Below are 11,665 nucleotides of genomic sequence, written 5' to 3'. Positions count from 1 at the left end.
CGAATAAGCGTCGGAAAAGCAGCAAAAAGTTTCCTTTTTGCTGTTGGAGCATGGGGGTTCAGGGGGTAGCAGCTCGACCAGCGGGAAGCTGCGGTTGCGCCGGGGCGGGATGACGTAGTTCTGCCGGTGCGACGCCCGCATGGAGGCGTTGATGCCGATCCGCTGATCGGAGAGGTTGTACGGCGCGGCCCGGAAGTTGGTGCCGTCCGGCATCATCCCGTCCATCGCCAGGCGGGCGCGGTGGAACAGGTGGTGCCCGGGCAGGAACGCCACGAAGTGCATGCCGGGCTTGTTGGTCGGCCCGACCCCGCCGGGCGCCCAGGCGAACGGGTCGTCGAGGGTGTTGAAGTCCTCCCGCAGCGGCACCGGCGTTCCCTTGTCGCGGCGGCGGCCGTAGTTGTCGTAGGAGACCGCCGCCAGGCGCGTCGCCTGCTGCAGCAGGGCGTTGTGCCCGAGCACGCCGCCGTTGGCGACGTCCTGCTTGACCTGGGCCATGGTGGACAGCTGCGCCGGCCCGTTCGGCAGGGTCACCGTGTTCGGATCGGCCGGCACCGCCGTGCGGGCGGAGAACATCCGCTTCACGCGGTCGGCGTAGCCGGCCGCGTCCATGTTGGTGTACCAGGCGTCGAGGTCCAGGTAGAGGTGTGACAGGTGCATCGCGCACCCGGCCGCGAAGTACCCGTTGGGCCACTGGTCGGTGACCCCGCGCAGGGTCTCGAAGCTGGGGATGTTGTCCGGTCCCAGCGCCTGGGTCTGTGTGCTGGTGAAGCCCATCATCAGCTGCGAGTTCGCCGGGATCCTGTCCGCGCCGGGGACGCCGGCGGCGAGCGCGAGGGTCTTGCCGATGCTCGGGTTGCCGAAGCCCCGGCCGAGGAACCCGATGCGCTTGCTGGTGAGATCGAACAGATCACCGATGTACGCGCCGCTGTTCTGGTCGTCGAACAGCGCCCGCTCGGCGCCGCTCACGATCGCCGAGGAGTCGCTGCGGAACTTGAACATGACGTGGTTGTCCTCGAGCACCAGCCCGGACGGGTCACTCGGGAACTGGATCGCGTCCAGCACCGCGTACTGCTTCGGCGACGTGCCGGGGATGGCGGGCAGGTAGGTGTTCATCAGCGTGGGTACGAACGTCCGGAAGTACGGCAGCCCCCAGCCGACGACGATGGTCAGCCCGGCCGCGGTGGACGGGTACGGCGCCTCGACCTTCGCGACCGCGTTCTCGACCCGCGTCTTGGCGCTCTTCAGCGCCGCCTTCGTCCAGGAGACGCCAGCCTTCAGCTTGGCCGTGAACACGTCGTTGTGCAGCGGCGGGATCGCGACCGTGACGCCGTTGTTGACGATCACCTCGACCTGGTCGATCAGGTACTGCTCCTGGAACCGCCGGATCACCGGTGCCGCGGCGGCGCGGGGCGGCCCGCCGGCGATCTGGTCGAGGACCTCGTAGATACCGCGTGCGGCGACCGAGCCGACGGCGATCGTGCCCGCCCGGCGTAAGAACGCTCGACGGTCGAATTCGGACGATTGTTCCTGGCGATCCATGGCGGCCCTACTTTCCCGCGCGCGACGGCGGCTTGCACACGAGATAGGCGCGTTCCACGACCGGAACCACCGGCGTCCCGTCCGCGGCGATGACCTCACGAATGATCACCACCAGATACATGCGCGGCGCTTTACCCTGCGGAACCAGCTCGGTGTAGTGAACCGTCCGGAAAGTGGCGGGGTACGGCGGCGGAGCGTAGTACGCATATGTGTTCTCGGCGTTCGTACCGCGGTAGCCGATCGCCGGCGGCGGGGCGATCCGCGTCCCCTTCAGGTTCCGGGCGATCGCCGTCGACTGCACGGTGTAGCCACCGTTCTGCCTCGGGGTCGTGGTGGTGCGGATGGTCATGTCACCGCTGAGATTCACCACGTCGGCATTGCACAGATTGGTCACCACCAGGGCGGCGACGTTGATGGTGGCCTCCACCGTGGATCCACGGCTGGTCGCACCGGCCGGGGGCGCTGTCGCGACGGTGAAGGCGCTGGCCGCAGAGGCGAGAGCCGCCAGGACGATTCCGATTCCTTGACGGCGCCGCCGCCTTTTGGCATCCATCATTGCGACCTCCTCGATCCACACGTCCATCGATCTGCGCCCGGCTCAGTGCCCGGCGATACACCGGTGAAACACATGAATGACAATCGCTTTATCGGGGCGGGGAATACCGTCCTTATGTGTCCTGAATCAGCGATGGAACGGACAAATATCGATATTCTCGTGCCGCCGTGTCGGCCCGGATGGTGCCGATTTCAAGAGCGATGAAGGCATTTGCCGGTGGGCGACCACGCGCACGGTGCCGGCGACCACCGCCGGGAGCCCGGCGCAGCCAGGGCCGGAAGCCTGCCCCGAGGGTCATTGTCCGGGGCGGCGGCGTTTGACAGCATGACCGCAACTTCGGTGAAAGGGCTCAAAGATGACGCTGCCGCTGCGGGTGACCGTGGCGCCCGAGCGGGCCGACGCGTCGCCCGGCGATGCGCTGACCTTCGATGTGACCGTGCGCAACGCCAGTGACATCGTGGAGCACTACGGCGTCGAGTTCCTCGGGTTGCCGGACGGGTCGCAGGTGCGCATCGAGCCCGATGTCGCCAAGCTGCGCCCGTCCGAGTCGGGCACCCTCACCGTGCGGATCAGCCTGCCGGTGCAGCCGCCCGCCCCGGCCGGCACCTATGTGCTCGGCGCGCTGGTCCAGTCGAAGTACCGGCACGACGTGTCGCGGTGCGTCGAGGTGCCGATGGAGCTCGCCTCGATCGAGTCGATCACCGTCAAGGCGACGCCCGAGGTGGTCACCGGCGGGCGGGCCGGGCGCTACACCGTGGAGGCCTCCAACGGGGGCAACGCTCCGGTCCGGCTCTACCTGGCGGCCACCGACCCGGAGCGGCGGGTCACCACGACCTTCGAGCCGGGGTGGGTCGACCTGCCGCCGGGCACCTCGGCGCAGGCGCTGCTCACCGTGCAGGCGCCGCTGCCGTGGAACCGGGAGAAGGCGCGCCAGCTGACCATCACCGCGACGCCCGACCTGCCCGGCGCCACCCCCGGGACGGGCACCGCGACGTTCCAGCAGCGGCCTCGGTTCGCCTCCAAGTTCGCCAAGGTGGCCGGGATCGCCGCCGCTGTGCTCGTGGTGGCCGCCGCGGTGGCCGTGCCGACACTGTTGCTCGCGCGGTCCAACGCGAAGGACGACAAGGCCGAGGCGGCGGCGACCACACCGGTCGTCCCACCGACCGCGCCGGGGCAGCAGCAGTCGTCGCCCGCTCAGCAGCAGCCGTCGGCGCCGCCGTCGGTGGCGCAGGGCCAGCCGTCGGCGCCGGTCGGGGGTGGACAGCCGTCCGCCGAGACGCCGTCGGAGGAGGCCACCGAGCAGGCTCCGCGCCGGATCGATCTGACCAAGGACAAGAACGGCGTGCTCGCCAGCGACGCCTACCGCAACGACGGCTTCCTGGCCAGCGGCGACCCGGGCGGGATCGCGGTGCCCGGCTGCGAGAACGCGACCGCCGTGTCGGTGATCCCCGGCGCCGACCAGAAGAAGTTCCTCACGACGGCGAACCCGGACGACGCGACCAAGTGCAACAACGTGCCGATGCTGCTGGACTTCGTGCAGGGCGCGCCGGCCGGCGGGCTGACGCTGGTGCCCGTGACCAAGAACGCGCTCGAGATGGAGGTCACCTACGCGGACCTCTCCCGGACCCTCGAGCCGACCCTTTCCGTCCCGGAGAACAAGGCGAAGGCCCGCGGCGGAATCGAGCAGGTCACGGTGCGGCCCCGCTCGCAGGACGGGGCCGCGACCGCGCCGGTGGCGCTGACCGAGATGGTGCTCACGCCGCTGCGGTGAGGGAATCCCAGAAGTACGTGATCACCGCCGCGGCGATGGAGAGCACCGCGAGGACGCCGAGGATGATCAGCAGCCAGATCAGCCACCTGCTGCCGCGCGGCTGCTCGGTCGGCGGCGGGCCGAGGCGCACCGCGTTGGGGCTCGCCGCGCGCAGTTCCCGCCCGCACCGCTCGCACCGGATCCGGGCCTGGTCGTTGGGATAGCCGCAGCCGACGCACGACAACTGACCGGCCGGGACCGGCGGGGGCGCAGTCTGGCCGTAGGTGGAGGTCGGGAACGACCGGGTGCGCTGCACCATGCCGGTGGCTTCGGCCTTCTCCCCCGGCTGGCGCGGGACGACCCGCTGCTCCTCGACCTTGCGCTCCTCGCGCATGAACATCAGCGGATAGCCGCAGTTGGGACACAGCTGGTCGGTCTGCGGGCGGACCGGGGAGCCGCAGTCCGGGCAGGGCATCTGACGGTTAGCCATTGTCGCCTCCGGACGGGCGTGCGCGGCCCTGCGCCTTGGTCTCCGGCTGGAACCGCACGTCGAGCTGCACCTGCGCGCCGAGCGGCAGCTCGCTCTGCAGGAAGCCGAGCACCTGCCGCTCGGTGAGGTGCCCGGTGTGGTCCATCTGCACGACCACCACCGGGTTCTCGGCGGGCACGGTGTCGTCGCGTCCGTAGATGCCGCCCACGTCCATGACCGTGACCCGGGCGCCGGTGGCCGCCTCGAGCAGCGCCTCGACGCCGTACCGGGTGCCGCGCCAGCCGAGCAGCCGGCCGACCTCGCGGACCATCGACCGGCGGTACTCGGCCGGGTCGGTGGGTTCCAGCTCGACGCCCAGCCAGGCGCCGAGGAACTGGAGCATCTCGGGGCTGGCGAGGCCGGTGTCCATCTGGTGCTCGATCGAGTCGATGCGTTCGCGGACGGTGTCGGCCACCTCCTGGAACGCGGACACGAAGTCCCGAAGCACCGGGTCCTGCGCCATCACCCGGGGCATCTGATCGACCAGCCACGTCATTGCTGAACCACCACTCGATGCTCGTACGACATGAACAGCGCCTCGGGCAGCAGCCGGAGCCGCTGCTCGACCTGGTCGAGGGTGCGCTTGCGGCGCAGGTCGGCGGAGAAGAAGTGGACCGCCTCGACACCCTGCACGCCGAACGAGCCGTGCAGCACGCCGTACACGTCGCCGAGCCGCAGGTCGGTGTCGAACGGCCAGCCCTGCCCGCTCGGGCCGCCGGTGAGCGGGTTCAGGTATTCGTACAGCGCCCGCTCGGCACGCTCCCGGACCGTCTCGGTGCGCACGCCCGGTCCGGCCCGCACCTCCGCGACGACCTTCACGCCCTGGTAGCGCGGCGGCTCGATCTTGATGCGCATGGTCAGCAGCCGGCGCGGCTCGAGGTACGCCTTGATCTGCTCCTCGAGCTCCTCCGGGATGGCGAGGTCGTCGAGCGTGACGTCCTCCGGTGCGACGTCCAGGCGGGGCACCACCAGCAGCCGGGCCGGCTCGCCGGGCTGGGCCGGCGGCAGGCACCGGGCCCGGGCGACGTTCGGCGCCGCGTCGAGGGTGAGCCGCTCCACGTCCTCCGCGGTGACCGCGCGCCGCCCGCCGCGCAGCAGCAGCGGCCCGCGGATCTTCGCGTTCTCCACGGTCTCCGCGTCCACCCCGCCGACGCTGGAGTCGAGGTTGGTCACCGAGGCGACGAACGGGATCGACGTGTGCAGCACGGTGAGCCGTTCCGCCGCGACGTTGCCGCGCTTGCCACCGCCGAAGCGGTAGCCGGTCACGTAGATCTGGGCGTCGATCGGCGGGATCGCGCCGTGCTGCCAGACCCGGCCGCCGCGGTCGAGCACGCGCGGGCCGAAGCGGATCTCACCGGTCGCGCCGGACCAGGTGTAGACCTTGTCGTGGACGGTCGCGTCGGCCAGGTCGGCGACCTCCATCCACTCCTCCTCCTCGGGCTCGCCGCTGCGCTCGCGCCGGGGCAGCACCACCTTGACCGTCTCGTCGTGCCGCCGCGGCAGCACGGGCACCCGCCGCACCTGGAAGGTCTGCCCGGGCCGGCCGGTGCTGGTGCCGAGCAGCTCGGACGGCGCCGGTTCGGCGTGGTGGGCCGGGATCGCGCCGCCCAGCGCCACGGCCGACAGCGACTCCAGCTCGGGCGGGTTCACGTACTCCGGCTGACCTTCCTCGGCCCGGACCAGACGGCAGCGCAACCAGTGCGCCCGCTTCGCGCCGATCGCCAGCGCCTCGTGGCGTGCCGGCAGCAGCAGGGTCACCTGCCCGGTGCTGTTGAAGCCGGCGCTGGTGTCCTCGAGGATCCGCACCGAGGTCCACTGCTGGCCGTCCCATGCCTCCCACACCCGGGGCGGGCGGCGCGGGTCGACGCCGGCGCCCTCCGGGCCGGTCTGCACGTCCAGCCGGATCAGGTTGCCGGCCGCCGACTCGGCGAGTCCGAAGTAGACCGCCTCGTCGGGGCGCACGTTCGGGAAGAGGCGAACCGAGGACGCCTCTCGGCGCAGGTCCTCCCAGTGGTCGGAGTAGCGCTCACCGCTGTGCGTGACGCAGGAGATCAGCTTGGGCGGGGTGATCGAGAGCTCGGAGTCGGTGAGGAAGACGACCGGCTCCTCGTCGTCGCGGCGCTCGGTGCTGACCTGCGTGCCGGACGGCACCCGGACGGTGTCCTCGCGCGGCGCGGTGAGCCGGAAGAGCAGGTCGACGCGGGCCGGCACCGCGGAGAACAACTCGACGCCGACCAGCTCGAGGAACTTCACGTAGAGCCGGTCCGGGACCTGGTTGAGCCGGTACAGCGTCATCTCGGTCATCCAGGCGAACAGCTCGACCAGCGCGACGCCGGGGTCGGAGACGTTGTGATCGGTCCACTCCGGACAGAGCCGGTTGATCCGCCGTTTCGCTTCGTCGACGATGTCCTGGAAGCGGCGGTCGTCCAACTCGGGCGCGGGAAGGCTCACGACTGGGGCTCCTCGGTGGGAATGGTGTAGAAGGGGAACACCAGGTTGCGGACGTCGTTGGTGCTGCGGACGGCGTATCCGATGGTGATGTGCACGGTGCCGGTGGCCTGCTCGGCGGTGGCCAGCACGCTCTGCAGGGCGATCCGCGGCTCCCAGCGCTCGAGGGCCTCGCGCACCATCTGCTCGATCAGGCCCAGGGTGCCGGCCGTCAGCGGGGCGAAGAGCATCTCCCACATGGCGCAGCCGAAATCCGGCCGCATCACCCGCTCCCCCGGCACGGTGGACAGGATCATCCGGATCGACGCGTCCACCTCGTCGGTGCCGGTGACCAGCCGCACCGATCCGGTGCGGTTGATCGCCGCGGGAAAGGCCCAGCCGCTGCCGATGAAGTCGCTCATCCCGCTCACCCGGCCAGCACGTCGGACGAGCCGGCAGTGATCGCGCTCACCGGCAGGTCGGTCGGGTCGTTGCACGTCATCACCTGGTCACCGACCCGGGCCAGGCCCTTGCCGTTGACCAGCACGGTGGTGGAACCCAGCACCACCTTGCCCTGGTTGGTCGGCGGCTTCTGGAAGGTGGTGGGCGGCGGCGCGATGTGCGGCGGGATCATCTGCGAGACGCTGTCCTTGGTGGCGGCGGGGAGCCCGTTGATGAACACGTCGGTGGACAGCGCGCTCAGCAGCTTGCCGCTGTAGGGCAGCGGCGTCGGGGTCGGCACCGGGCCACCGGGCGACGGGACCATGAGGATGTGCGTGTCCGTCCCCATGACGGGGTCGTTCTGGCGCGCGGCGGGCTGTGGCATCAGTTCAACCTGATCGGCTTGCCGGCCGCGGTGAGCGCGCCGGTGGCGGTGATGTCGACCTGCGCCCCGGAGAGCGCGAGCTTCTGGGTCGCCTTGACCTCGATGTTGGTGGCCGAGATGACCAGTTTCTGATCGCCGGTCAGCTGCGACTCACTCTTCTCCAGTTTGAGCAGGCAGGGCGTGCCGCCCAGGCTGAGCATGACGTGCGGTGTGTCCTCGTCGTTGAAGAGCAGCCGCGAGTCCTTCCGGCTGACCAGCAGCCGCTGGTTGACCTTGCCGCCGGAGACCGCGTCCACCGAGGGCACGGCGTCGTTTCGGTTCCACAGCCCGCCCAGCACCACCGGCCGGGTGTGGTCGTTGAGCTCGAAGCCGACCAGCACCTCGTCGTCGACCTCGGGCAGCCACTCGAGGCCGCGTTCCTTGCCGCCGCCGGGGGTGGCGATCCGGGCCCACGCGCTCTCGTCGTCGGCGGACAGGGTCGGGAACTTCACCCGGACCCGCCCGAGCTTCTCCGGGTCGTCGTTGTTGGTGACCACGCCGACGACCAGGCCGGTCCAGCCCTTCTGCTCCCCCGCGGAGGATCCGCCGGTCAGGTCAGCCAGCCCGCCCGGCTCCTTGCCGCCGCAGATGAACTTCGTCAGGTACGGGCGGCCGGCGCCGTACGTGTGCTCGACCCCGGTGACCCGCCAGTTGCCGGTCATCCGTGACCCGACGCCCTCGATCTTGATCATCGCGCCGGCCGCGATCGCGGGGTCACCGACCGCCTCGCCGCGCAGCACCGCCTCCTCGGCGGACGCGCGCAGCAGCAGCGACTTGGCGAGCGCGTCGGCCTCCGCCTGGTCGGTCACCGGGAACTGGCCGGCGTTGCGCTTCACCTCGCCGAACGCACGCTTGGCGGCGTCCGACATCTCCTGCGCCGCGGGCGCGTCGGTACCCAGGTCGGCTTCGGTGCCGCGACCCGTGATCGCCTCCTTGCCGAGCTGGTCCCAGCCGCGGATCTGCACCTCGTCGGTGCGTTCCGCGGCCGAGAACCGCACGGTGAACCGGGACAGGTTCTGGCCGTATTTGAGGCTCGGCGGGCTGCCGGAGGCGCGCGGCGACTTCTTGAAGTAGAACTTCTTGTCGCTGATCCACACCGAGAAGCCGATCCGGGCGGCGCGGCGGCGCAGGAACGCGTAGTCGGTCTCGCCGGCCTGCAGCACGTACTCGTGGGCCGCGCCGGTCGCCTCGACCTCGGCGTCCAGGCCGTACTCGCCGGCGATGCGGCTCGCGATGTCGGCGTCGGTGAGCCGCTGGAAACTGCGCGACTTGGGCTCGCGGGCCATGCGGTGGGTCAGGTCGAAGCCGGTCAGCACGAGCTCGTGCCGGCCCGCGGCGCCCGGCTCGACTGCGACCGCGGTGACCTCGCCGGCGCTGACCACGACCGGGTCCGCCTCGGCCCGGAAGGCAATGTCGATCTTGGTGCCGATGGTGAACGTACCCTTGTCGAAGATCTCGAAATGCGGGTCGTCGAAATGGATGGCGAAGTAGTCCGGCAGGTGCACGGACTCCTCGACGCGCACCAGCGTGACGCGCGGGTAGAGGTCGGGCGCCAGCGGGCGGCCGTCCACCGTGAGGACGACGCCGTCGAGACGCTTGACCGCTTCAGGCACGGCGGCGCACCGGGATCTCGGGGATGACCAGCAGCGCGCCGGGCTTGAGCGCGAGCGGGTCGACCACGTTGTTCGCCTCGGCGATCAGCCGCCACCGGGTGGAGTCCGAGTAGTGCTTGGCGGCCACCCGGTCCAGGGTCTCGCCGTGCCCGAGGCGGTGCACGGTGTCCAGCGTCGGGGTGTGCGAGGTCGGGTTCTGCAGCGGCAGCGCGGCCTCGTCCTTCCATTGCTTGAGTTTCAGGTCGGCCTTGGCCCGCAGCGGCATGCCGCTGCTGGCGAAGTAGGTGAACTTGAGCTGCAGCGATTCCACGATCGCCTTGAACGAGGCCAGCTTGCCCCAGTGGAACTCGACCCACGGCGGCCGCGCCTTGTTGCGCTGCTTGTCCGACCCGGCCAGGCCCGGGTCGACCTTGAGCAGGTCGAGCAGCTTGTTGGTGTGATCGGTGACGTCCGTGCCCTCGTCAGTGGTGTCCAGCGTCAGGCTCAGCGACAGGGTGCCCGACTGCCCGCCCTGGAAACGCAGCTCGGGCGCGTTGCCGCCCTTCTTCTCCGAGGCGTTCCAGGTGTTCGACTTGCTGATCGTCAGCTCGGCGGGGTTGAACAGGAAGTCGATCTGGACGTTCTTCTCGGTGCGGAGGAAGGCCTTCGCGGGCGCGCCGGGTGCGGTCATCAGAACACTCCTGCCCATCGGCCGCCGCGCCGCTCGATCTCGCGCAGCAGGCGTTGTTCCACGATTTCCACGACCTTGTCGGGGTCGAGTCCCTGTGCCGCGCCGGCGACGGCGTTCATCGCTCCGGACGCGGCGGACGTGGCTTGGTCGACGACGCCGTTGACAGCGCCGGTCGCCTGGTCCACGAAGCCGTTCGCCGCGCTCGTCGCCTGTCCGACCAGGCCGTTGGCCGCGCCGGCCGCCTGGTCGGCGAACCCGGAGACCGTGGACATCGCCCCGGAGGCGGAGTCCATCGCACCGGAGGCGAAACCCTGCGCCTGGTCGAGCATTCCGCCGGCGGCGGCGAGGGGGCTCGCGCCGGCCTCGAGCACGGCGGCCCGCGCGGCGCGGGTGGCCATGTCGCCCACCGCCCCGAATCCCGCGCCCACCGGAAGCTGGTCGACGATCCCGGCCGCGGTCTCCTGCGCGCCGGACAGCGCCTGCCGGCCCTGCCCGATGAGCCCGGACGCCGCTTCTCGTCCCTGCCCGATCATCCCGGTCGCCGCCGACGTCGCGTTGCCCAGCGCCGATCGTCCCTGGCCGATCAGCCCGGACGCCTGGCTCGTCACGCCGGACACGGCGCTCTTGGCGCCGGCCGCGAGCGCCGACCGTTCGTCGTCGTCCAGCAGCGAGGAGAGTCCGCCGCCGAGGAAGAACCGGGGGCGCCGCACCGGGTTGCGGGTGTGCGTCAGCTCGTGCGCGAGCACGGCCGAGACCGACGGGCCCGGCGTGGGTGCGCTGGGCAGGTGGACGACCGTGCCGGTGGTCGCGCCGAGAGCGCCGGCCGCGCCGAGCGCGTGCCGGGTGTTCGGCCCGGTCGTGTAGAGCGGCGGCCGCGAGCGTCCGCTGAGCGCGGCCGCCATGGCGTGCAGCCCGGTCGGCAGCGCCCTGGGCGCTTCGAGCGGCCGGTGGCGGACCGCTTCCTCCCAGCGGTGGCGAGGGCTTTCTGTCTTGAGTACGTGCGCCCCCGGAGTCCCGCCCTGCCCCACGGGCGAGTTGCCCGGTCCGGGCCGTGGGGAGGCCGCCGGGCCGGATCGTAGTGGCGGGCTCACGCTCACCGCACCGGTGGGATCCGGCTCGTTGCCGGGCGGCAGCGGCGCGGCCCCGAGCACCCGCAGGTGCCCGACGGCGTGGGGGTTGCTGACCGACGGCCCGGCCTCCGGCCTCTTCACCAGCGGCTCGGCCGTCCCGGGCCGGGCCGCTCGCGACACGACCAGGCCGGCCCCCGCCGGACCCGCGGATCCCGCGCCCGCAGCCGTTCCACCCGCGCTCCCCGCACGGTCTGCTGTGGACGCCCCGGTCGAGCCCTTGGTCGAGCCCCCGGCCGAGCCCCGGGTAGCCGTAGCCGCAGGGGTCCGGCCGGACGATCCCGGGCTCACGGCAGACGTTCCGCTCGCGGTGGTCGTCACCCCGAAGTGGTAGCCCACAGGGCTATCCGCACCGCGGATGCCCCTCTGGCCTACCACTGGAGAAGCCGCCGCCGGGCGCATGGTGAGCTCGTGGCCCGGGCGCACGTCCGGGCCGCTTGCCGGCGGCTGGGAGAGCGCACCGCGCCCCCGTTGGCTGTTGCCCCGCAGCGCCGAACGCCGCAGCGTGATGCCCCGGGTCACCGGCAAGCCGGGCCGCGACGAGCCGGCGGTCGCAACCGGCGGCCGGGCGCCCACGGCCCGATCGGCC

The 11,665-nt window shown here is 71.4% G+C and carries 11 protein-coding genes; 1 reads left to right on the top strand and 10 read right to left on the bottom strand.

The genetic code is table 11. The features are described from left to right. Together AB0M20_RS09780 and AB0M20_RS09775 are read right to left on the bottom strand one after the other, a co-directional pair. Positions 1-1,539 (bottom strand): hypothetical protein (locus AB0M20_RS09780; RefSeq protein WP_364296359.1); only part of this gene is annotated, 1,539 nt, incomplete at its 3' end. Between the two features lie 7 nt (positions 1,540-1,546). Further along, a complete protein-coding gene (locus AB0M20_RS09775; RefSeq protein WP_364296357.1) occupies positions 1,547-2,122 on the bottom strand; it encodes a hypothetical protein in 576 nt (191 codons plus the stop codon). Between the two features lie 328 nt (positions 2,123-2,450). Here AB0M20_RS09775 and AB0M20_RS09770 point away from each other — a divergent pair, with 328 nt between their 5' ends. Then, positions 2,451-3,866: a hypothetical protein gene (locus tag AB0M20_RS09770; RefSeq protein WP_364296355.1), complete on the top strand. Its 1,416-nt coding sequence runs from the start codon at positions 2,451-2,453 to the stop codon at positions 3,864-3,866. Here the strand turns inward: AB0M20_RS09770 and AB0M20_RS09765 are convergent. Genes AB0M20_RS09765 through AB0M20_RS09730 form a run of 8 tightly spaced genes read right to left on the bottom strand, consistent with a single transcriptional unit; the run spans position 3,850 to position 11,160 of the window. Next, positions 3,850-4,335: a hypothetical protein gene (locus tag AB0M20_RS09765; RefSeq protein WP_364296353.1), complete on the bottom strand. Its 486-nt coding sequence runs from the start codon at positions 4,333-4,335 to the stop codon at positions 3,850-3,852. The two genes, AB0M20_RS09770 and AB0M20_RS09765, sit on opposite strands and share 17 nt — an antisense overlap. Next, a complete protein-coding gene (locus AB0M20_RS09760) occupies positions 4,328-4,870 on the bottom strand; it encodes a phage tail protein (RefSeq protein WP_364296351.1) in 543 nt (180 codons plus the stop codon). Before AB0M20_RS09760 ends, AB0M20_RS09765 begins: the two co-directional genes overlap by 8 nt. Continuing rightward, complete coding sequence (locus AB0M20_RS09755) at positions 4,867-6,825, bottom strand: putative baseplate assembly protein (RefSeq protein ID WP_364296349.1); 1,959 nt, start codon at positions 6,823-6,825, stop codon at positions 4,867-4,869. Before AB0M20_RS09755 ends, AB0M20_RS09760 begins: the two co-directional genes overlap by 4 nt. Beyond that, the gene (locus tag AB0M20_RS09750) at positions 6,822-7,223 is read right to left on the bottom strand and encodes a GPW/gp25 family protein (RefSeq protein WP_364296347.1); all 402 of its coding nucleotides are present in this window, start codon (positions 7,221-7,223) and stop codon (positions 6,822-6,824) included. Before AB0M20_RS09750 ends, AB0M20_RS09755 begins: the two co-directional genes overlap by 4 nt. 5 nt (positions 7,224-7,228) lie before the next feature. Beyond that, positions 7,229-7,591: a PAAR domain-containing protein gene (locus AB0M20_RS09745; RefSeq protein ID WP_364296345.1), complete on the bottom strand. Its 363-nt coding sequence runs from the start codon at positions 7,589-7,591 to the stop codon at positions 7,229-7,231. Between the two features lie 35 nt (positions 7,592-7,626). Then, positions 7,627-9,279: a VgrG-related protein gene (locus AB0M20_RS09740; protein WP_364296343.1), complete on the bottom strand. Its 1,653-nt coding sequence runs from the start codon at positions 9,277-9,279 to the stop codon at positions 7,627-7,629. Continuing rightward, positions 9,272-9,949, bottom strand: coding sequence for a LysM peptidoglycan-binding domain-containing protein (locus AB0M20_RS09735; RefSeq protein ID WP_364296341.1), 678 nt, complete (start codon positions 9,947-9,949; stop codon positions 9,272-9,274). Before AB0M20_RS09735 ends, AB0M20_RS09740 begins: the two co-directional genes overlap by 8 nt. Then, on the bottom strand, positions 9,949-11,160 hold the full coding sequence (locus tag AB0M20_RS09730) for a hypothetical protein (RefSeq protein WP_364296339.1): 1,212 nt from the start codon (positions 11,158-11,160) through the stop codon (positions 9,949-9,951). Before AB0M20_RS09730 ends, AB0M20_RS09735 begins: the two co-directional genes overlap by 1 nt. Between the last annotated feature and the right edge of the window lie 505 nt (positions 11,161-11,665).

It is taken from the genome of Actinoplanes sp. NPDC051633 (genome assembly GCF_040681735.1).
Taxonomy (GTDB): domain Bacteria; phylum Actinomycetota; class Actinomycetes; order Mycobacteriales; family Micromonosporaceae; genus Actinoplanes.
Note: the sequence above shows the minus strand (reverse complement) of the source record. Positions and strands in the feature narration are given on the sequence as shown.